We start from the raw sequence: 21,695 nt of genomic DNA on the forward strand, positions 1-21,695 counted from the left end.
AGNNGGGGCCGGGGCGGCGTCCGAGGTCGAGTCGGACGACGAGGCGGGGGCCAAGCCGAGCGCCGAGGCGGACGCGGACGCCAAGGCCGAGGCGGGTACCGAAGCGGAGGCCAGGACAGACGCCGGGGCGGAGGCTGATGCCAAGGCCGAGGCGGGTACCGAAGCGGAGGCCAGGACGGACGCCGAGGCGGAGGCTGATGCCGAGGCCGAGGCGGACGCAGTGGCGGAAGCGGACGCCGAGACCGGGCCGGCCGCCGGAGCCGAGACCGAGCCGGAGGCCGAGGTGCCGTCGGCCGGGCGATCCGACGCGGACACCGTCGACGCGGCGGACGAGCCGGAGGCCGCCGGGCCCGCCGACGCCACGGCCGGAACCGCGCCGCAGGAGCCCGGGGCCGAGAGCGCACCCGAGGCGGACGGCACGGACGCCGCAGCGGAAGCGGCCCCCGCACCGGCGGCCGAGGCCGCCGTCGTACCGGAAGCCCCGGCGACGCAGACCGAGGCCGACGGCGACAGCGACAGCGACGGCGACGGCGACGGCGAGACGGGTATCCGGGAGACCGCCGCCTCCGAGGCCGAGACCGGGGCCGGCGCCGAGATCACTGACACCGCCGAGGTGACCACTTCCGAGGCGACCGGGACCGAACCGGAACAGGCCGCCGCGGACACCGCCGCTCCCGGGGCCGAACCCGCCACCGAGACCGCGCCGCGGGAACCCGAGGCCGGGGACACCCCCACCGCCGAGGACANCCCCACCGNNGAGGNCNCNCNCACCGNCGAGGNCACCCCCACCCCGGAGAACGCTCCCGCCAGGGAGGACACCCGCCGGGAGGACACCGCCCCGGAGAACACCACCCACGGGCAGGGGACCGACCCGGACACCTCCACCCACGGGCAGGGGGCCGACCCGGACACCCCCACCCCCGAGGACACCGCCACCCCCGAGGACACCGCCGACGAGCGGGAGCCCGCGGCCGAGGGCGGGCAGCCCGCCGTCGCGCTGCGGCGGGTGAAGGCGGTGGCGCCCGCGGGCGTCGTCGAGGCGTACAAGGCCGCCGGCACCGCGCTGCGCAAGCGGGGCCTCACCGGGGCGCGGGCCGTGGTGTACCTCGTGCTCGACCGGTCCGGGTCCATGCGCCCGTACTACAAGGACGGCAGCGCCCAGCAGCTCGGCGAGCGGGTGCTCGCGCTCGCCGCCCACCTCGACGAGGACGCGACCGTGCCCGTCGTGTTCTTCTCGACCGAGGTCGACGGCACCGGCGACCTCACCCTCGACAACGCCGAGGGCCGGATCGACGCCCTGCACGAGGGCCTGGGCCGCATGGGCCGCACCAACTACGACCGCGCCGTCCGCGAGGTGCTCTCCCACCACGAGAGGACCGGCCCCGACCGGCCCGCGCTGGTGGTCTTCCAGACGGACGGCGCCCCCGAGTCGAGGACCGCCGCCACCCAGGCCCTCGCGGACGCCGCGGCGACCGGGCGGCCGGTGTTCTGGCAGTTCGTCGCGTTCGGCGAGGAGGACGGCAAGGCGTTCGACTACCTGCGCAAACTGGACGTCGACAACGCCGCCTTCTTCCACGCCGGCCCCGCCCCGCGGGAGATCCCGCACGCCCGCTTCTACCGGGAGCTCCTCGCCGCCTGGCCGGTCTGAGGCACCGGCCCGAGACACCGGTCCGAGACATCGGTCCCGGGCGCCGGTCCGGCCGGGCGCGGCCGGTCCCGCCCCGCACCGTGTCCCCGTCCGCNNNCGTCCGCCCCCGTCCCCGTCCGTTCCCGGTGCCCCGGGGGCGGACGGGGCGAACGAAGGTGAGGGGCGCTTCGGCCGGCCGATAGGATTTCGGCATGGCGGCCACTGGATCCGAGAAGCAAGGGGGCGAGGGCGTGAAGTCCTTCTACGTCTCGACCCCCATCTACTACGTCAACGACGCTCCTCACCTGGGCCACGCCTACACGACCGTCGCAGGCGACGTGCTCACGCGCTGGCACCGTCAGCGCGGCGAGAAGGTGTGGTACCTCACCGGCACGGACGAGCACGGTCAGAAGATCATGCGCACGGCCGAAGCGAAGGGGGTCACCCCCCAGGAGTGGTGCGACAAGCTCGTCGAGGAGGCGTGGAAGCCCCTCTGGAAGCACCTGGGCATCGGGAACGACGACTTCATCCGCACCACGGAGAAGCGCCACACGGACCGCGTCCAGGAGTTCGTGCAGGACCTGTACGACAAGGGCGAGATCTACAAGGGCGGCTACGAGGGCCCGTACTGCGTGGGCTGCGAGGAGTACAAGCTCCCCGGCGACCTGATCGAGGACGAGCAGGGCGTGAAGCTCTGCCCGGTCCACAAGAGGCCGGTGGAGATCCTCAAGGAGGAGAACTACTTCTTCAAGCTCTCCGCCTACGGCCCGAAGCTCCTGGAGTTCTACGAGGCGAACCCGGACTTCATCCAGCCCGAGTCGGCGCGCAACGAGGTCGTGAACTTCGTCAAGCAGGGCCTGCAGGACCTGTCGATCTCCCGCTCGGCCTTCGACTGGGGCATCCCGATCCCGTGGGACGAGAAGCACGTCATCTACGTGTGGGTGGACGCCCTCCTGAACTACGCGACGGCCGTCGGCTACGGCTCCGACCAGGCGAAGTTCGAGTCGACGTTCCCGGCCGACGTGCACCTGGTCGGCAAGGACATCCTGCGCTTCCACGCGGTGATCTGGCCCGCGATGCTGATGGCGCAGGGCCTGCCGCTGCCGGGGAGGGTCGTGGCGCACGGCTGGCTGATGGTCGGCGGCGAGAAGATGTCGAAGTCGAACCTGACCGGCATCAAGTCGCAGGACCTGACCTCGCACTTCGGTGTGGACGCCTACCGCTGGTACTTCCTGCGGGCGATCGCCTTCGGCAGCGACGGCTCGTTCTCCTGGGAGGACTTCACCGCCCGCTACACCTCCGAGCTGGCCAACGACTACGGCAACCTCGCCTCCCGCGTGGCGGCGATGGTGGGCAAGTACTTCGACGGCGCCCTGCCCGAGGCCACGGCCGACGGTGACGCCGAGCGGGCCGTCCACGCCGGCCTGGTGAAGGCGGTCGCCGAGGCCGACCGGAGGATCGGCGAGGAGCTGGACTTCCAGGGCGGCATCCTGGCGATCTTCGACTTCGTGAAGCAGGTCAACGGCTACATCACGGAGCAGGAGCCCTGGAAGGTCGCGAAGGACGCCTCCCCCGAGGGCCGGGCGCGCCTGGCGACGATCCTCTACACGGCGGCCGAGTCGCTGCGCGCGGTGGCCGTCCTGCTCAACCCGGTGATGCCGGACACGTCCGGAAAGCTGTGGGAGTCCCTCGGCGCGGAGCCCGCCCTGGGCGCCCTCGCCGACCAGCCGCTCGCCGACGCCGGCACCTGGGGCCAGCTCCCGCCCGGCGCGACGGTGACGAAGGGCGCGGTCCTCTTCCCCCGCCTGGAGGAGCCCGCAAAGGGCGCCTGACGGCACCGGTGCCCCGCCGAACGCCCCGCCGCTCCGGAGCGGCGGGGCGTTCGGCGGTCCTCCGGCCCGGACGCCCCGCCGGGGCCGCCCGGCGCACCCTGGGACGGCCTGGACCCCGTCAGCGCCTCAGGCTCCGTACGTCGCCCATCACCACCACCGGCTTGTGCGCCGGGTCCAGCCACCTCAGCAGCTCCCGCATGTGGGCGCGCTCCAGCGACACGCAGCCCTGCGTGGGCCCCTCGTGGTCGACGTGGATCCAGATGCCGCCGCCGCGCTCCTCGCCGAGCGGGCGGGTCCAGTCCAGGGGCGTCCTGCCGGGGACGCGGTTGTAGTTGACGGCGACGACGTAGTCGAAGGACCCCTCCAGCGGCTCCCCCAGGGAACCGCTGCCGGTGGCGATGAAGCGGCTGTCCCGGTCGTACGGGAGTTTCGCACCCGGGTCCGGCAGGAGGCCGCCCGCGTCGGTGAGGCCGAAGACGCCGACCGGGGAGCGCAGGTCGTCCCGGACGTGGTGGTCGGTCCAGCCCCGCACGCCGTTGTGCGCGGGCCACGGGCCGAGGACGGCGGTCCACCCGGTGCCGGGTCTGCGTTCGTACAGGGTGACCGTGCCGGTGTTCGCGTCGCGGCCCCGGCCCCGGACGACGACGGCCTGGCGGCTGTCGTCCGGGACGGCGGTACGGGTGGCCGGGCCGAGGCCGGGGATCTCGGCGGAGGCGGTGGGAGGCCCGGGCGCGGCGTGCGGGGAGGCCCCCTCCTGCCGGGCCCCGCCGGCCCCCCGGTCGCGGCCGTCGGGTTCGCCGGCGCAGGCGGCCAGCGGCAGGAGCACGAGCAGCGTCGCGGCGAGGAGGCGGTGGCGTCGCAGGGCGGGCATGGCGGGCCTTTCGGTGGCGGTGGCAGGTGTGCGGGGTCCTCCCCATCACAGCTCCCACGCGGAGCCCCGCCCGGAACGCCTCCGTCCCGGGAACCCCCCGTAAGCCTCCACACGGCCGGTGCCGCGGCCCCGGTCCGTACCCCGCCGCGGGCACTGCCGCAGACAGGACGAGGGCCCCGGGGGGCCTCTCGGCGATCCCCAGGGCCCTCGCTTCGGCCTACTTGTCCGACACCGGCTTGCGCAGCGCGATGTTCAGCTCGCGCAGACGCGCCTCGTCCAGCTCCGACGGGGCGCCCATCATCAGGTCCTGGGCGTTGCCGTTGAGCGGGAACGCGATGGTCTCGCGGATGTTCGGCTCGTCGGCCAGCAGCATGACGATGCGGTCCACGCCCGGAGCGATGCCGCCGTGCGGCGGGGCGCCGAAGCGGAGCGCGCGGAGCATGCCCGCGAACTCCTGCTCGACGGTCTCCCGGTCGTACCCGGCGATCTCGAAGGCCCGGATCATGATCTCCGGCTCGTGGTTCCGGATCGCGCCGGAGGACAGCTCGACGCCGTTGCAGACGATGTCGTACTGCCAGGCGAGGATGTCCAGCGGGTCCTTCTCCTCCAGGTCCTTCATGCCGCCCTGGGGCATCGAGAAGGGGTTGTGCGAGAAGTCGATCTTGCCGGTCTCCTCGTCCTTCTCGTACATCGGGAAGTCGACGATCCAGCAGAACCGGAAGACGTCCTCCTCGAAGTGGCCGGCCCGCTTGGCGGCCTCGACGCGGACCGCGCCCATGATCTTGGAGACCTCGTCGAAGTCGCCGGCACCGAAGAACACGGCGTGACCGGGCTTCAGGCCGAGGCGGTCGACGAGCGTCGTGACGTCGTCCTCGGTGAGGAACTTCGCGATCGGGCCGCTGAGCGCCATGTCCTCGCCGACGCGGATCCAGGCGAGGCCCTTCGCGCCGTGCTCGACGGCGAACTCGCCCATCGAGTCGAAGAACTTGCGCGGCTGGTCCTGCACCGCCGGGACCGGCAGGGCGCGGACGTGCTTGCCGGCGAACGCCTTGAACCCGGAGTCCGCGAAGACGTCCGTGAGGTCGACCAGCTCCAGCCGCGCACGCAGGTCCGGCTTGTCGGAGCCGTACTTCAGCATCGCCTCGCGGAACGGGATCCGCGGAAACGGCGAGGTGACGTGGCGACCGCCGCCGAACTCCTCGAACAGCTCGGTCATGAGCTTCTCGATCGGCTGGAAGACGTCCTCCTGCTCGACGAAGGACATCTCCACGTCGAGCTGGTAGAACTCGCCCGGCGAACGGTCGGCGCGGGCGTCCTCGTCGCGGAAGCAGGGCGCGATCTGGAAGTAGCGGTCGAAGCCGGAGACCATCAGCAACTGCTTGAACTGCTGCGGGGCCTGCGGCAGCGCGTAGAACCTGCCCGGGTTGAGGCGGGACGGCACGACGAAGTCGCGGGCGCCCTCGGGAGAGGTCGCGGTGAGGATCGGCGTGGCCATCTCGTTGAAACCGAGGGCGACCATCTTCTGCCGGATCGCGGAGATCACGGCGGTGCGCAGCATGATGTTGCGGTGCATGCGCTCACGGCGCAGGTCGAGGAAGCGGTACTCCAGGCGGCGCTCCTCGTTGACGCCGTCGTCCGTGTTGATGGTGAAGGGCAGCGGCCCGGCGGCGCCCAGCACCTCGACCTCGGAGACCTCGACCTCGATCTCGCCGGTCGGCAGGTCCGCGTTGACGTTCTCGGCACCGCGCGAGACGACCTTGCCGTCCACACGGACGACGGACTCCTTGGTCTGCTTGTCGAGGGCCTCGTACGCGGGGGTACCGGGCCGGGCGACGAGCTGCGTGATGCCGTAGTGGTCGCGCAGGTCGATGAAGAGGATGCCGCCCAGGTCGCGCCGATTGTGCAGCCAGCCACTCAGCCGGACGTCGGTGCCGACGTCAGAAGCGCGGAGCTCGCCGCAGGTGTGGGACCTGTACCGATGCATCGTCGTTCATCCAGTCTTCGCGGATCGGGGTCGGTGTTTCACGTGAAACGACACACGGTGTTCCACGTGAAACACCGACCAGGGTACCGGGCGGCCGGTTCCAGGCTTTCGCACAGTGGCGTCACTTCGGTCCATCTTCCTAAAGTGGGACAATGCGCACCGAGGACCTGCTGGCCACGATCCTGACCGGCCTGTGGCAGTGGGGGCACGCGACCGGGATCATCGAGCTCGACGCCGAGGCGGCCCGCCTGCTCGGGCTGCCCGCCGAGCCGGTCGGGGTGACGGAGGGTGTGGTGCGCTCCCGGGTCCACCCGGTCGACTGGAACGAGTTCGGCGCCGTGGCCAGCCTGGCCCTCGCGGAGGACACCATCGCCGAGGCGCGGCTGCGGGTGATGGACGAGAAGGGCCAGGTGGTCCGCACGATCCGCTCGCGGGCCAAGCCGATGTCGGACGAGGCCGGGATGCGCCTGGTCGGCACGTTGCAGCAGGTCGCCGAACCGCACCCGGGAAGTGCCGCGCAGACACCGGTGACGGGTGACTGGCGGCGTTCGCGGGAGGCGTTCCTGCTGGACGCGGGCCGGGCCCTGGCGGAGGCGCGGTCGACGGCGGAGGTGCTGCGGGTCGCGGCCTCCCTGTCGATGCCGGGCTTCTCCCCGGACGGGCTCGCGGTGTTCGGGGTGACGGGCGACCGGCTGACGATGATCGGGCAGCACGGGTACCACCCCGACGACGAGGACCTGTTCTCGGAGATGCCGCTGGACGCGGACTACCCGGCGGCGGAAGTGGTCCGCACCGGGCGGGCGGTGTACCTGTCGACGCCGGAGGAGTACCGGACGCGATTCCCGGCCACGTGGTCGTCGGTCCGGCACCTCGGCCGGGAGTCGTGGGCGTTCCTGCCGCTGATCGTCGCGGGCCGGACGATGGGCGCGTGGATGGCGGCGTTCACCCATCGGGTGGGGTTCACCCCGGACGAACGGTCGGTGCTGACGACGGTGGCGCGGATGCTGGCGCAGGCCCTGGCCAGGGCGGGGGTGGCGGAGTCGGAGCGGGAGCTCTCCCTGGGCCTGCAGCGGACGATGATGCCGATCCTGGGCCCGGCGATCCCCGGCATGGAGGTGGCCGCGCGGTACGTGCCGACGGGCGGCGGGCTGCAGGTGGGCGGGGACTGGTACGACATGATCCAGTTGCCCGGCGGGCGGGCCGCGTTCGTGATCGGTGATGTGCAGGGGCACGACGTGCGCGCGGCGGGACTCATGGGCCAGCTCCGGATCGCCCTGCGCGCGTACGCCTCGGAGGGCCACCGGCCGGACGCGGTGCTCTCCCGGGCGTCGCGGTTCCTGCACGGGATCACGGAGGGCGGGGGCGGAGGCGGGGACGCCGACGGAGCACGGTTCGCGACCTGCCTGTACCTGGAGGTCGATCCGGCGACGGGCACGCTGGACATCGCCCGCGCCGGGCACCCGGACCCCGCGGTGCTGATGCCGGACGGCACGGTGATCATCCAGCCGACGGACGGAGGGCTGCCGCTGGGGATCGTCCCGGACACGGACTACCCGACCACCCGGATGACGCTGGAACCGGGCGAGACGCTGATGGTCTGCACGGACGGCCTGCTGGAGACCGGCGGGCACGACCTGGAGACGGGCTGGCTGCGCATCCGCAGGCTCCTGGAGGAGCACCACTCGTACCGCACGCTGGAGGGCCTCGCGGACTCCCTGGTGGAGGCGGTGCACGGGCCCGGTTCGCACCACACGACCGGTCCGCTCGCGGATCGCCGGGAGGACGACATCGCCGTGCTGCTGCTGTCGCGCAGCGGCGGGCCGACCGGGCGGCTGGCCCCGCCGCGGCGTATGACGCTGACGGTGGCACAGGTGGAGCCGGAGCGGATCGCGGGGGCGCGGCAGCTGCTCCGGGAACTGCTGCACGACTGGACGGACGGCGACCAGGTCGACTCGGCGGTGCTGATGGTGTCGGAGATGGTGACCAACGTGCTGCTCCACACGGACGGGGACGCGCGGCTGGTGGCGGAGGCGCGCGGGGAGCACGGCAGGCGCCGGCTGCGGGTGGAGGTCGCGGACGCGAGCGACGAACTGCCGCACCGCCGCCGGCCGGGCGAGATGGCCTCGTCGGGACGGGGGTTGATGCTGATGGAGGTGCTGGCGCACAGCTGGGGCGTGGACCCGCGGGGCGAGGGCAAGTCCATCTGGTTCGAGCTCCACGAGGACGGGGCGCCGAACACCGGATGGTAGTGCCGCCGCCCTCCGCCGAAGACCCCGAGCGCCGCGGCAGGGCACACGGCGGGCCGGGACCCCGCCGGCGGCCGGAGCCGGGAAGGGCCGGGGCGGTCGGCGGCCCGGAAGGCGACGGGCCGGTAAAAGGGACGTCGACGAACCGAAAGCGACGGGCCGTCAAAGGGGGGGCCGACGAACCGGAGGCGACGCACCGCCGGCCGGGTTCAGAACGGCCGCTTCCTCTCTGCGCCGTGGACGGCGGGGACCCGGCCGAGGCGGCCGGCCTGGAAGTCCTCGAACGCCTGGAGGAGTTCCTCGCGGGTGTTCATGACGAACGGCCCGTAGTGCGCCATGGGCTCCCGGATGGGCCGTCCGCCGAGGAGCACGATCTCCAGATCGGGCGTGTTGCCGTCCTGCTTCTCGTCGGCCCGCACGGTGACCGACCGGCCGTCGCCGAAGACGGTGGTCTGCCCGGTGCGGACGGGCCGCCGCTCGGTGCCGACCGCACCGCGCCCGGCGAGGACGTAGGCGAGGGCGTTGAAGTCGGGGCGCCAGGGCAGGGTGACCTCGGAGCCGGGCCGCAGCGTGGCGTGGACCATGGTGATGGGCGTGTGGGTGATGCCCGGCCCCTCGTGCCCGTCCAGCGCGCCGGCGATGACGCGGAGCAGCGCGCCGCCGTCGGGTGAGGTGAGGAGCCTGACGGAGCCGCCGCGGATGTCCTGGTAGCGGGGGTCCTTCATCTTGTCCCGGGCGGGGAGGTTCACCCACAGCTGGAGGCCGTGGAAGAGCCCGCCGGACACGACGAGCGACTCCGGGGGCGCCTCGATGTGCAGCAGCCCGGCCCCGGCGGTCATCCACTGCGTGTCCCCGTCGGTGATGGTGCCGCCGCCGCCGTTGGAGTCCTGGTGGACGAAGGTGCCGTCGATCAGGTAGGTGACGGTCTCGAAGCCGCGGTGCGGATGCCAGGGAGTGCCCTTCGGCTCTCCGGGCTGGTACTCCACCTCGCCCATCTGGTCCATCATGATGAACGGGTCGAGGTACCGGTAGTCGATCCCCGCGAACGCCCGGCGCACCGGGAAGCCCTCGCCCTCGAAGCCGCTCGGCGCGGTCGTCACGGCCAGTACGGGACGGGCCGCGGCGCCCGCGGGCGCGGCGACGCGGGGCAGGGTCAGCGGGTTCTGGACGGTGACGGCGGGCATGGCGGGCCTCCGGGGCTCGACGGGGCGACGTGGCCCACTTTAGTTGAACGTTGAACTTCATGCCAGTGGAACACCTCCCCGTACCCTGCGGCCCCGGGTCGGCGCGCGTCCACGGGGCATGGCGGGAGCCGCCCCCCGCGGGGCGCGCGCCGGCCGCGGCGGTACCGTCGCCACCCCCGCGCGGACGGGAGCGGACGGGAGGGAACGGGGGCGGACGGGGGCGTTCGGCCGCGTCCGCCGCGGCGGTACCGAGGTCCCGCCGCGGCGGGCCCGTCCGGTACGGCACCGGCACCACCCCGACGGGACGGCGGAACGGCGGAACGGCAGGACGGCAGGACGGCAGGACGGCGGGACGGCAGGCAACCGCCCGGAAGCCGGGGGACCCGAGGGGCGCCGCGACCGGAGGGCCCGCGCGGCGACGGCCCGAAGACCGGGCGGCGCGGAAGCCGACGGCCGTCCGGCGGCGCGGACAAAGCGGAGCCGGTGTCGGGCCACCCGGCGCCGGGTGGCGCCTCCCGTGCCGGGGCGGGCTCGCCCGCGGCGGGCGACTTCTCGACCACTCCCGGGTACGGCGGGCACCGTCCGGACGTGGCGTGCATCAGCCACGGGACTGTCACTCACCGTGCAATGTTCCTAACGTGAGGTCACGGGGCGTCGGGTCTTCGGACCGCCCCGGATCGTCGCCTCTTCCGCTGCGTCGACATCGGACGCCAACAGCTGTGTAAGGAGTGCGGGCATGTCTACCCGGCGCCGCTTCACCTGTTTCTCCCTCGTCCTGGCACTCGCGGTCGGCGGCGTGACGATCGGCAACGCCAACGCCGGCCCGGTGGACGCACCCCGGTCCGCGGCCGCCGACTCCCCTTCGTGGGACGCCGCCACCGTCTTCCGGGGGATCTTCTTCGGGCAGGGCCCTGTCGCCGCGAGGATCCCCGCGCACTACTTCCCGGGGGTGAAGCCCGCCTCGCCGGAGCAGAGGCGGGCCGTCGACAGGCTCATGGCCCAGGTCGAGCACAGGCACCCCGGCACGGTGGGAGCCGTCGCGGCCGCGATCGACTCGGGCTCTCCGCAGCGCACCAGGGAGGCGATCAGGGCCGCGGCCGCGCACCTCAACGAGGTGGTGAAGTCCAGCGGCGCCGCAGAGGCGCTGGTGAACCCGAACTGCGCGGCGATGATCGCGGGGGCCTTCTACTTCGTGGTCGTGTACTTCGCCATGTTCAGGTACTACGACGTCGACTGGGGAAGTGTCGGCGCCTCCGGCAACCGCACCCTGGAGAACGAGCGCTTCGTGGTCGACGTGCTGAACGGCCTGGGGAAGTGACTGCGGAGAGCGTGAGGAGGAGCCGGGGTGGACACGTCCCGCTTCCTGGTGCGCAGGGCACGCACCGCCTTGGTCCTGGCGTCGGTGGCGGTGCTGGGCCTCCTTCAAGTGGCGTTCAGCGTCGTTCCCGAGACAGCCGCCGGAAGTCCCACCGCGGCGCCGGTCGTGCGCTCCTTCCTGCCGGAGGGATGGGCGTTCTTCACCCGGAGCCCCCGCGAGCCGCGGCAGTCGGTGTGGGTGGAGAAGGAACCGGGGGCATGGAGCGAGGTGGAGCGGACCGGGGGCGCGTCCCCGTCGAACCTCTTCGGTGTCAGCAGGGCGCTGCGGGCCCGGAACGTGGAACTGGGGCACCTGTACCAGCAGGCGGTCGACGAGAAGGCGACCTGGGTGGAGTGCGAGGGCAGGGCCCCGGCCGCCTGTCTCGCCGGCACCCCGGTTTCCGCGAGGCTCCGGAACCACTCGCCGTCGCCGGTGCTGTGCGGAACCCTGGGCATCTCCGAGCGTGAACCGCTTCCCTGGGCGTGGGCGAAGGAGTACCCCCCGGAGACCATGGCCACGCGCGTGCTGCACCTGGAGGTCGCATGCTCCTGAGAATCGGGGCATGGCTCACGGCGATCACGGCGCGGGACCCGTTCGGCAACGTGCTGGGGGTGTCCCGGAGCCTGCTCGCGTCGGCGACCTTCCTGACGCTCGCCGTCAACGGACCCGACACGCTCTTCGTCCCATCCGCGCCCGGTACGGCCGGCAGGGCGCAGCAGTGTGACGGGGCGTCGGCGATCGGTCTGTTCTGCGTCGCGCCCTCGCTCGAGGCGGGCAGGCTGGCGGCCCTGGCGGTGCTGTTCGCGGTGATCGTCGGCTGGCGGCCGCGGTGGACCTGCGTTCCCCACTGGTACGTGGCGTTCAGCGTCCAGAACAACGCGACCGTCCTGGACGGCGGAGACCAGGTGTGCGCGGTCGTCACCCTGCTGCTCGTACCCGTCGGCCTCTGCGACGGCCGCCGCTGGCACTGGACTTCGCCCGCGCGTGGCGACACGGACGGGCCCGTCCTCGGGCTGTCGTACGCGCGGAGGTTCACGGCCCTGGCGTTCCTCCTCCTGATCCAGGTCCAGGTTTTCGTCATCTACTTCCAGGCCGGTGTCGCGAAACTCGGGGTCCAGGAGTGGGCGGACGGGACGGCGATGTACTACTGGCTCTCCGACCCCGTCTTCGGTGCTACCGAATGGCAGCAGTGGGTCCTGCGCCCGATCCTGGTGAACGGGTTTTCCGTGAACCTCTTCACCTGGTCCGTGTTCATCGGGGAGATCGGTCTCGCCATCGGTCTGCTGGTGCCCTGGAGGCTGCGCCGCCCCTTCTTGGCGGCCTCGCTCACCTTCCACGCGGGCATCGCGTTCTTCATGGGCATCACGACCTTCTCGCTCACGATGGCGGCTGTCGACCTCCTCGCGTACCGGAGCGTCTACGACCCCCTTCCGGTCCCCTCGAAAGTGCTGCGCGCGGTGCGACGGGGGTGCGGAACGGAAGCGACCGGCACGTTCCGAGATCCGCCCGATGCCCCGACCGAGGCCGTGTGCACGGGGAAATAACACAGGAGATTCCCGGAGGTTCCGTTGAAGAAGGTTCGTCCACTCGTCTGGTTGGTCGCCGTCGCGGTTCTGACGGCCGGCGTGTCCGCTGCCGGCGCCGCACAGCCGCCTCCCGTCCCCGTGAGAAGCGGCGCGGCCGCGACCACGTCACTGGAAACCGATGCGCGTACCGTCTTCAGGGGCGTCTTCTTCGCCCAGGGACCGGTGGGAGAGATGCTGCGGACGGGCACGGTGGGCCCCGCCGGCAGGGACCGGGTGGCCGCGGAGGAGCTGATGGACCTGCTCGACGACCGCTATCCCGGTACCGTCCGATCGGTCAGTGACGCGATCGCCACGCGCAACCCCCAGAAAGCGGACGCGGCGCTGACAGTCGCGGCCCACCGCCTCAGGCGCATCACCGGAGGCGGTGGGAGCAGCTCCCTGACGAGTCCCCGCTGCCTGGCGCTGGCCGTGGCGGTGTGGTACGCGGGGGCCTTCTGGACGTTGTTCTGGCTGCCCGTGGCCGCGACGCCGGAGAACCGGTTGAAGCGGGAACGGGCGGTGGCGAAGATGATCACCGTGATTCGCTGACGCCACGGGCGCCAAAGGCCGCCCGCCGCCGACCGGAGCGCGGACCGTCCGCCCCAGGGCCGCCCCAGGGCATGACGGTCCGGTTCGCCGGCCGGGGCTCCTTTTGACGGGCCGCGGCGGCGTGCTGGTGGGCCCGGACGATCGTGGAGTCCGCCGAGACGATCCAGCCGAGGTCGCCTTCGGTGTCGGCCCGGGCGGGCGGGGCGGTGAGGCCCTTCTCCCGGGTGTCGCCGGCGGCCCACCCCCGCAGCCGGTCGTGGACGCCCTTCCACGAGTCGAAGCGCTCGGGCGGGTCCGTCCACGGTGCCCGGTGCGGTACGCGAACGCGATCGCGTCGACCACCTGCCGGTGACCACGCCGGCGCCCGCCCCGGTGCCCGCTCCGGCAGCGGCCGCTCGGTCCTCGCCCACGGGGCACCGGTCGGCGGCACACGTCAGCCGGCGATCGGACGACCCGGGGGAAACGCCCTAGCCGTACATGCGGCGCATCGCGAAGGCGACCATCTCCTCGACGGCCTTGGCGTCGAAGACGATCCGGTGGTCGCCCTCCATGTCGAGGACGAAGCCGTACCCGGTCGGAAGGAGGTCCAGGACCTCGGCGCCGGTGATCACGAAGTACTTGGACTCCTTGCCGGCGTACCGGCGGAGCTGCTTGAGCGACGTGAACATCGGGATGACCGGCTGCTGCGTGTTGTGCAGCGCGAGGAAGCCCGGGTTGTCGCCGCGCGGGCAGTACACCCTCGACGTGGCGAAGATCTGCTGGAAGTCCTCGGCGGACAGCGAGCCCGTGGTGAACGCGCGCACGGCGTCCGTGAGGGACGGCGGGGACGGCTCCGGGTACAGCGGCGGCTGCTGCCCGTACCCCTGCTGGGGCGGGGCGTACTGCTGCTGGGCTCCCGGGTTCTGCTCGTAGCCGTACATGCACGCAAGGGTACTGAGTGCGGAGCCCGCCCGTGACGCGCGCCCGGGAAGTGCGCCGGGGCCTCCGGGGCCCAGGGCCTGCGGGCCGCGCGGCGAGCGGCCGGCCGGGCAGCAGGTACCGAACCGCCCGCACCGGTACGGCTCCGAGGGCCCCGGGCGCCGGATCCGGCCCCGCCCCGCCGCCGGCCGCTTCCGCGTCGGTCCGGTCCGTCGGGCGGTGGCGGAGCCTCGACCGCCGGGACCCGGGTGTGGGCACCGATGACGCTCCTGCCGACTGTCGGTGGCACTCCCTACGCTCGTCCCCATGAGCGCACAGACATGGGCGGGCGTCCGCGAGCGGGTCCTGGAACTGGCCGGACTACCCGGCGCGGAGCGGGTGTTCGGCTTCCCCAGGGGTGGAAGTCCGCTGGAGGACCCGCTGACCGAGGCGGAGGTGGCCGACCTGGAGCGGTACTGCGGCGTGCGGCTGCCCGAGGAGTACCGGGACTTCCTGCTGCACGTCGGGGCGGGCGGGGCCGGCCCGGCGTACGGCGTGTTCCCGGTGCGCCGCGGCGAGGACGGCACGTGGGGGTGGGAGGGGGACGGCGGCGACATGACGCTGCCGCGGCGCCTCGCGGAGCCGTTCCGGGAGCGGATGTCCCCGGCCGAGAGGGCGGCGCTCCTGGGGGGCCGGCCGGAGGAGGAGGCGTACGAGGACGTGGAGGCGTACGACGCGGCCTGCGACGCGTGGGAGGAGCGGCTGCTCGCGACCCTGTGGTCCGACGAGTACACGGTCGGCGCGATCTGCCTGTGCCACCTCGGGTGCGCCCAGCGGCAGTGGCTGGTGGTGTCCGGTCCGGAGCGCGGCCGCATGTGGGACGACACCCGCTGCGACCACGACGACCTGGAGCCGCTGGGCGTCACGTTCGCCCGGTGGTACCTGGACTGGCTCGACGAGGCGTACGCGAAGGCGACCGCGGGCTGACCGGTTCGCCGGGCGGTCGCGGCGCGACCGGACCGGGCCGGGGCGCGCCGGACGGGCCGGACGGGCCGGGCCGGACGGGCCGCCCGGGCCGGNCCNNACGGGCNNCCNGGGCCGGGGAGCGGAAGCCGCCCGCCGCCGCCCGGCCCCGGGAGCCGCGGCCCTCCGGCGGCCGGAGCGCCGGCCGAAGCGCCGGAGCGCCGCGGAGGGCGTGACGCGTCACAGTCGGGGCGGCGGGGTTGCCGTTATTACCCACGGGTAGCATCATCGTGATTACCAGCTGGTAGATGCACGAGGAACCCGCCTCCCGATCCCTTACGGAGCCGTCGCCATGGGGCACTACAAGTCGAATCTCCGCGACATCGAGTTCAACCTCTTCGAGGTCCTCGGCCGCGCCAAGGTGTACGGCACCGGTCCGTTCGAGGAGATGGACGCCGAGACCGCCAGGAGCGTCCTGGACGAGCTCCGGCGCCTCGCGGAGAACGAGCTCGCCGAATCCTTCGCCGACGCGGACCGCAACCCGCCGGTCTTCGACCCGCAGACGGGCACCGCGCCGGTCCCGGCGTCCTTCAAGAGCTCCTACCAGGCGTTCATGGACTCCGAGTACTGGCGGCTCGGCCTGCCCGAGGAGATCGGCGGCACCACCTCCCCGCGCTCACTGGTCTGGGCGTACGCGGAGCTGGTCCTCGGCTCGAACCCGGCGATCTGGATGTACTCCTCCGGCCCCGCCTTCGCCGGCGTCCTCTTCGAGGAGGGCAACGAGGCGCAGAAGGCGATCGCGAAGATCGCCGTGGAGCGCCAGTGGGGCTCCACCATGGTGCTGACCGAGCCGGACGCCGGCTCCGACGTGGGCGCCGGCCGCACCAGGGCCGTCCGGCAGGAGGACGGCTCGTGGCACATCGAGGGCGTGAAGCGCTTCATCACCTCCGGTGAGCACGACATGTCGGAGAACATCCTCCACTACGTCCTCGCCCGTCCCGAGGGTGCCGGTCCGGGCACCAAGGGCCTGTCGCTGTTCCTCGTCCCGAAGTACCACTTCGACTGGGAGACCGGCGAACTGGGCGAGCGCAACGGCGTCTACGCGACCAACGTCGAGCACAAGATGGGCCTCAAGGCGTCCAACACGTGCGAGATGACCTTCGGCGACAAGCACCCCGCCAAGGGCTGGCTGATCGGCGACAAGCACGACGGCATCCGCCAGATGTTCCGCATCATCGAGTTCGCCCGCATGATGGTCGGCACGAAGGCCATCGCCACCCTGTCGACCGGCTACCTCAACGCGCTGGAGTACGCCAAGGAGCGCGTGCAGGGCCCCGACCTGGCGAACTTCATGGACAAGACCGCGCCGAAGGTCACCATCACCCACCACCCCGACGTGCGCCGCTCGCTGATGACGCAGAAGGCGTACGCGGAGGGCATGCGGGCCCTCGTCATGTACACCGCCGCGGTCCAGGACGAGATCCAGGTCAAGGAGGCGGCCGGCGAGGACGCCAGGGCTCTGCACGGCCTGAACGACCTGCTCCTGCCGATCGTGAAGGGCTACGGCTCCGAGAAGTCCTACGAGCAGCTCGCCCAGTCGCTCCAGACGTTCGGCGGCTCCGGCTACCTCCAGGAGTACCCGCTCGAGCAGTACATCCGCGACGCCAAGATCGACACCCTCTACGAGGGCACCACCGCCATCCAGGGCCAGGACTTCTTCTTCCGGAAGATCGTCCGCGACCAGGGCGCCTCCCTGAACGCCCTCTCCGAGGAGATCAGGAAGTTCCTCGCGCTCGGCACCGGCAGCGAGGAGCTGGCCGGCGCCCGCGAGGCGCTCGCCAAGGCGGCCGTCGACCTGGAGGCCATCGTCGGCAGGATGCTCACCGACCTCACCTCGACCGGCGAGGACGTCAGGAACATCTACAAGGTCGGCCTGAACACCACCCGCCTCCTCATGGCGTCCGGCGACGTCGTCGTCGGCTACCTGCTGCTGCGCGGCGCCGCCGTCGCCGCCGAGAAGCTGGCCGCCGGCGCCTCCGCGAAGGACGTGCCCTTCTACCAGGGCAAGATCGCGGCGGCGAGGTTCTTCGCCGCCAACGTCCTGCCGGGCGTCGCCGCCGAGCGCCTGGCCGCCGAGAGCGTCGACAACTCCCTGATGGAGCTGGACGAGGCCGCCTTCTGACCGGCGCCCCGCCCGCGGCCTGACGGCCCGCTCCCCCGGACGGTCCGGTCCGGGGGAGCGGGCCGTCCCCCGTCCCGCTCCTCCCGCCCTCAGCCCCGGATCCGTGCCGGGCACACGTCGAAGTGGCTCACCCGGCAGGTGTCCACCGGGGCGGCGCCGTGCAGGTGCACCGCCGTGCCGTCCCCGGCTATGTACCAGCGCCTGCCGCGCGGCACGCCCGCCACCGGACGCACCCCCGGCTCGATCGCCACCCACCGGTCGTTCACCGTGCGGTGCCACAGCGCCCGGCCCCCGCAGTGCCGGCACGTCATGGGCGAGCCCGTACGCGGCGACGGGACCCGCCCCGGGCCGCGCCCGGACGCCCGCAGCGCCGCCTCCGTCACCCGCAGCACGTCCCCCAGGCGCACCGGGTCGCGGTCCGCCGAACCGGTGCCCGCCCTCGTGCAGGCCGGGCACAGCGGCATCATCAGCGGGGCGCTCCACTGCGCGCCGGGCGCCTCGCAGGCCGCGCACACGGGCGCCGCCCGGCGGGCGGGCCCGGCCCCGGGCGGGGCGGCCGAAGTCGTCGTCTCCACCAGTGCACCTCCGGTCACGCGTCGGTCAACGGTGTGTCGTCCCGTCGATGCTCGCAGCCGCCACTGACAACGCCGTGCCACGAACCCCTGCGTCCGCCCCGGCGGCCGCCCGTAAGGTGTGGGCATGAGCAGCTCTCCCACCCGCTTCGACCGCGGCCACACCGACGACCTGATGACCTTCCTGACGGCCTCGCCGTCCCCGTACCACGCCGTGGCGACCGTCGCCGAGCGGCTGGAGAAGGCCGGTTTCCGCCGGGTGGAGGAGACCGCCGCGTGGGACGGCGCGGCCGGCGGCAGGTACGTGGTCCGGGGCGGCGCGATCATCGCGTGGTACGTGCCGGAGGGCGCCGCCGCCCACACGCCGTTCCGGATCGTGGGCGCCCACACCGACTCCCCCAACCTGCGCGTCAAGCCGCAGCCCGACAGCGGCGCCCACGGCTGGCGGCAGGTCGCCGTCGAGATCTACGGCGGCCCCCTGCTGAACTCCTGGCTCGACCGCGACCTCGGCCTCGCCGGCCGGCTCACCCTCCGCGACGGCGGCCACCGGCTGGTGAACGTCGACCGTCCGCTGCTGCGCGTCCCGCAACTCGCCATCCACCTGGACCGCCAGGCCAACGACGGCCTGAGGCTGGACCGCCAGCGCCACATGCAGCCCGTCTGGGGCCTGGGCGACGACGTCCACGAAGGCGACCTGATCCGCTTCCTCGCCGACGAGGCCGGCCTCGACGCGCGGGACGTCACCGGCTGGGACCTGATGGTCCACTCCGTCGAGCCCCCCGCCTACCTCGGCCGCGACCGCGAACTGCTCGCCGCGCCGCGCCTGGACAACCTCCTGTCCGTCCACGCCTGCACCGCCGCGCTCACCGCCGCCACCGCCGCCGGCCCGACCGCGCACATCCCCGTCATGGCCGCCTTCGACCACGAGGAGAACGGCTCCGAGTCCGACAGCGGCGCCCAGGGCCCCCTCCTCGGCACGGTGCTGGAACGATCCGTCTACGCACGCGGCGGCACCTACGAGGACCGCGCCCGCGCCTTCGCCGGGACCGTCTGCCTCTCCTCCGACGTGGGCCACGCCGTGCACCCCAACTACGCCGAGCGGCACGACCCGACGCACCACCCGCGCCCCAACGGCGGCCCCATCCTCAAGGTGAACGTCAACCAGCGGTACGCGACCGACGGCAGCGGACGGACCGTGCTCGCCGCGGCCTGCGAGGAGGCCGGCGTGCCGTGGCAGTCGTTCGTCTCCAACAACGACCTGCCGTGCGGCACGACGATCGGCCCGATCACCGCCGCCCGGCACGGCATCCGCACCGTCGACATCGGCGTCGCCTGCCTGTCCATGCACAGCGCGCGCGAGCTGTGCGGCGCCGACGACCCGTACCTCCTCGCCAACGCCCTGACCGCCTTCCTCAAGTGACTCCGCGCCCGGAGGCGTTGCCGGGACCGCAGCGGGTACCCGCAAGACTCCGGGACGAGTTCACACACGAGGAGGCACATCATGGGCCTGGGCGGATGCCTGCTGCTCATCGCGGGAGGCGCGATCCTCACGTTCGCGACCGACTGGGACATCAGCGGTTTCAACCTGGACGTGGCAGGACTGATCATGATGGCGGTCGGCCTGATCGGCGTGGCCGCCTACACGAGCGTCGCGCGCCGGCGCAGGGCGGTGGTCGCGCCCGTGGCCCCGGTCGCCGAACCCGACCCCCTGCGCGACGACGGCCGCACGCTCTGACCCCGGCCGCGGCCCCGGCGAAGGCGGCCGCGGGGGAACGGCGGTGACGGCGCGTCGGCGCGGCCCCGCTCCGAAGGGCGGGCCGCCCCCGTGAGCCCCCGGGGAGGGCGGCGCCCCCGCGGGCCCGCCCTCCCCGGGGGCGTGNTNGTGGGGCNGACGCGCCCCGCGCACGACGGCCCCACGAGCCGCGCCCCCCGGCACGAGCCCCACGGACCGTGCCCGGGGGCGCTCGTGCGCGGCGGCCGGCTCCCGGCGGGCCTACGCCTCGTCAAGTCCCGCCAGGATCAGGGGCAGGCGCGCGGCGCCGCCCTCCCCGACCCGCACCGGGACGCCCCAGTCCTGCTGGTGGACATGGCACGCCGGGTACTCGTTGTCCGGGTCGTCGTCGCAGGAGGCGGCCATCGCCGAGACGTGCAGGACGCCCTCCGTCACCGACGGGTCCAGCTCCAGCTCCCGGAACAGGTCCGTACCGCTGCCCGCGCCGCCCGCCAGCAGCTCCGGCGGCGTCGAGGAGACCAGCAGCCGCGTCGACGGCCCGTACCGGTCGTCCAGCTTCTGCCCGGTCGGCGCGCGGAACACCACGTCCAGCCGGAGCGAACCCGGCGCGATCACCGTCGCCTCCCGCTGCGTGCGGTGCGCCACCGCCTCCACCCGCACGGCCTCCTCCGGGAGCCGCAGCCGCGTCAGCCGGTGCCGCGCCGACTCCACCACCACCAGGTCCCCGTCGACGAGGACCGCGTCGCTCGGCTCGCGCAGGTCCGTCGCGAGGGTCGTGACCTCCCCGGCCGCCGGGTCGTAGCGGCGCAGCGCGTGGTTGTACGTGTCGCAGACCGCGACCGAGCCGTCCGGCAGGGCGGTCACGCCCAGCGGGTGCTGGAACAGGGCCTGGTCGGCGGCGCCGTCCCGGTGCCCGAAGTCGAACAGGCCGGTGCCCACGGCCGTGTGGACGAGGCCCTCGGCGTCCACCCAGCGCAGGGCGCTGGTCTCCGAGTCCGCCACCCACAGCCGGTCCCCGGCCGCCGCGAGCCCGGACGGCTGCGCGAACCACGCCTCCGCGGCCGGGCCGTCCACCAGCCCCTCGTTGGTCGTGCCGGCGGCGACCTCCACGGTCCCGTCCTCCGGGTCGTACGCCCACAGCTGGTGGACGCCGGCCATGGCGATCCACACGCGGCCCCGCCACCACGCCACGTCCCACGGCGACGACAGGGCGACCTCGCGGGCCGGACCCGACGTGGGCGAGCCCTGCATCCACTGGGCGCCGGTCCCCGCGAGCGTGGAGACCGCACCGGTCTCCGGGTCCAGGGCGCGCAGCGCGTGGTTGACGGTGTCCGCGACGACGATCCGCCCGTCGGGCAGCGCGCACATCCCCTGCGGCTCGCTGAAGCGGGCCGACTCCGCCGGCCCGTCGACCAGGCCGCGCCGCCCGTCGCCGTACCGGCGCACCACGGTCTCGCCGTCCGGCGCCACCTCGACCAGCCGGTGGCGGGTCGTATCGGAGACCAGGAGGTTGCCCGACTCCAGGGCGAGCGCCTTGCCGGGGAAGCGCAGGTGCGTGGCGGTCGGCTCCGGCGGCACGTACGGGCCGTCGCCGCGCCGCAGCGTGCCCTTCGCCCCGTGCTCGGCCTCCAACTCGGCGACCAGCGTCCCGATGGCCTTCGCGTGGCCCTCGCCCGCGTGCTGGGCGACGACGTACCCCTCCGGGTCGATCACCACCAGGGTCGGCCAGGCCCGCACGGCGTACTGCTTCCAGGTCGCCAGGTCCGGATCGTCCAGCACCGGGTGCTCGACCCCGTACCGCTCGACGGCGTCGACGACGGCCTGGTGATCGGCCTCGTGCACGAACTTCGGCGAGTGCACGCCGATGATCACCACGGTGTCGCGGTGCCGCTCCTCCAGCTCCCGCAGCTCGTCCAGGACGTGCAGGCAGTTGATGCAGCAGAAGGTCCAGAAATCGAGGATCGTTGTGCGACCTCGGAAGTCGGCGAGCTTCAGGTCCTTCCCACCGGTGTTGATCCAGCCTCCCTTGCCGATCAGCTCGGGGGCACGGACACGGGCACGGCGGGGCGCGGGAGCGGGGGCGGGTTCCGGGGCAGCATCGTTCATCCTTCAAGCTTGCCATTGGCCCATGAAC

Annotated in this window: 17 protein-coding genes; 11 read left to right on the plus strand and 6 right to left on the minus strand. The window is 73.2% G+C overall.

Annotated features, from left to right (window positions below):
• Positions 1-1,129 precede the first annotated feature (1,129 nt).
• Complete coding sequence (locus MW084_RS13555; protein ID WP_255116143.1) at positions 1,130-1,648, plus strand: VWA domain-containing protein; 519 nt, start codon at positions 1,130-1,132, stop codon at positions 1,646-1,648.
• Positions 1,649-1,839: 191 nt separating this feature from the next.
• Positions 1,840-3,459: a methionine--tRNA ligase gene (gene metG / locus MW084_RS13560; protein WP_029553881.1), complete on the plus strand. Its 1,620-nt coding sequence runs from the start codon at positions 1,840-1,842 to the stop codon at positions 3,457-3,459.
• Positions 3,460-3,577: 118 nt separating this feature from the next.
• Here metG and MW084_RS13565 read toward each other — a convergent pair whose 3' ends face one another.
• Positions 3,578-4,330, minus strand: a complete 753-nt coding sequence (locus tag MW084_RS13565) for a L,D-transpeptidase family protein (protein WP_010475457.1) — start codon at positions 4,328-4,330, stop codon at positions 3,578-3,580.
• 217 nt (positions 4,331-4,547) lie between these two features.
• Positions 4,548-6,314, minus strand: a complete 1,767-nt coding sequence (aspS, locus tag MW084_RS13570; RefSeq protein WP_010475458.1) for an aspartate--tRNA ligase — start codon at positions 6,312-6,314, stop codon at positions 4,548-4,550.
• 152 nt (positions 6,315-6,466) lie between these two features.
• Here aspS and MW084_RS13575 point away from each other — a divergent pair, with 152 nt between their 5' ends.
• Positions 6,467-8,563, plus strand: a complete 2,097-nt coding sequence (locus MW084_RS13575) for an ATP-binding SpoIIE family protein phosphatase (protein ID WP_010475460.1) — start codon at positions 6,467-6,469, stop codon at positions 8,561-8,563.
• 206 nt (positions 8,564-8,769) lie between these two features.
• On the opposite strand, the gene MW084_RS13580 is transcribed toward MW084_RS13575, so the two are convergent.
• Positions 8,770-9,744, minus strand: a complete 975-nt coding sequence (locus MW084_RS13580) for a pirin family protein (protein WP_010475462.1) — start codon at positions 9,742-9,744, stop codon at positions 8,770-8,772.
• A gap of 736 nt (positions 9,745-10,480) precedes the next feature.
• Between MW084_RS13580 and MW084_RS13585 the strand changes: the two genes are divergently transcribed.
• The 4 genes from MW084_RS13585 to MW084_RS13600 are packed head-to-tail and all read left to right on the plus strand — an operon-like array spanning position 10,481 to position 13,215.
• Positions 10,481-11,062: a sporulation delaying protein family toxin gene (locus MW084_RS13585; protein WP_010476057.1), complete on the plus strand. Its 582-nt coding sequence runs from the start codon at positions 10,481-10,483 to the stop codon at positions 11,060-11,062.
• A gap of 27 nt (positions 11,063-11,089) precedes the next feature.
• The gene (locus tag MW084_RS13590; RefSeq protein ID WP_010476060.1) at positions 11,090-11,653 is read left to right on the plus strand and encodes an SdpA family antimicrobial peptide system protein; all 564 of its coding nucleotides are present in this window, start codon (positions 11,090-11,092) and stop codon (positions 11,651-11,653) included.
• Positions 11,644-12,645 carry a sporulation-delaying protein SdpB family protein gene (locus MW084_RS13595; protein ID WP_010476062.1) on the plus strand — a complete coding sequence of 334 codons (1,002 nt, stop codon included), beginning with the start codon at positions 11,644-11,646 and terminating at the stop codon, positions 12,643-12,645. Before MW084_RS13590 ends, MW084_RS13595 begins: the two co-directional genes overlap by 10 nt.
• A 51-nt stretch (positions 12,646-12,696) precedes the next feature.
• Positions 12,697-13,215 (plus strand): sporulation delaying protein family toxin, encoded by a 519-nt coding sequence (locus MW084_RS13600; protein ID WP_275563610.1) that lies wholly within the window; start codon positions 12,697-12,699, stop codon positions 13,213-13,215.
• 467 nt (positions 13,216-13,682) lie between these two features.
• On the opposite strand, the gene MW084_RS13605 is transcribed toward MW084_RS13600, so the two are convergent.
• Positions 13,683-14,135, minus strand: a complete 453-nt coding sequence (locus MW084_RS13605) for an SseB family protein (protein ID WP_010476066.1) — start codon at positions 14,133-14,135, stop codon at positions 13,683-13,685.
• 304 nt (positions 14,136-14,439) lie between these two features.
• Between MW084_RS13605 and MW084_RS13610 the strand changes: the two genes are divergently transcribed.
• Both MW084_RS13610 and MW084_RS13615 read left to right on the plus strand, forming a co-directional pair.
• Complete coding sequence (locus tag MW084_RS13610; protein WP_010476068.1) at positions 14,440-15,099, plus strand: SMI1/KNR4 family protein; 660 nt, start codon at positions 14,440-14,442, stop codon at positions 15,097-15,099.
• Between the two features lie 328 nt (positions 15,100-15,427).
• Entirely contained in the window at positions 15,428-17,257 is a 1,830-nt protein-coding gene (locus tag MW084_RS13615; protein WP_275563611.1) for an acyl-CoA dehydrogenase, read from the plus strand.
• Positions 17,258-17,346: 89 nt separating this feature from the next.
• Here MW084_RS13615 and MW084_RS13620 read toward each other — a convergent pair whose 3' ends face one another.
• Entirely contained in the window at positions 17,347-17,850 is a 504-nt protein-coding gene (locus MW084_RS13620) for a DUF6083 domain-containing protein (protein ID WP_255129684.1), read from the minus strand.
• Positions 17,851-17,956: 106 nt separating this feature from the next.
• Here MW084_RS13620 and MW084_RS13625 point away from each other — a divergent pair, with 106 nt between their 5' ends.
• Complete coding sequence (locus tag MW084_RS13625; protein WP_010473617.1) at positions 17,957-19,249, plus strand: M18 family aminopeptidase; 1,293 nt, start codon at positions 17,957-17,959, stop codon at positions 19,247-19,249.
• 81 nt (positions 19,250-19,330) lie between these two features.
• Positions 19,331-19,564 carry a hypothetical protein gene (locus MW084_RS13630; protein ID WP_010473615.1) on the plus strand — a complete coding sequence of 78 codons (234 nt, stop codon included), beginning with the start codon at positions 19,331-19,333 and terminating at the stop codon, positions 19,562-19,564.
• A gap of 258 nt (positions 19,565-19,822) precedes the next feature.
• Here the strand turns inward: MW084_RS13630 and MW084_RS13635 are convergent, their stop codons facing one another.
• Positions 19,823-21,667, minus strand: coding sequence for an NHL domain-containing thioredoxin family protein (locus MW084_RS13635; protein WP_010473613.1), 1,845 nt, complete (start codon positions 21,665-21,667; stop codon positions 19,823-19,825).
• Positions 21,668-21,695: the final 28 nt, after the last annotated feature.

Origin of the sequence: Streptomyces sudanensis (genome assembly GCF_023614315.1) — a bacterium.
Taxonomy (GTDB): Bacteria; Actinomycetota; Actinomycetes; order Streptomycetales; family Streptomycetaceae; genus Streptomyces; species Streptomyces sudanensis.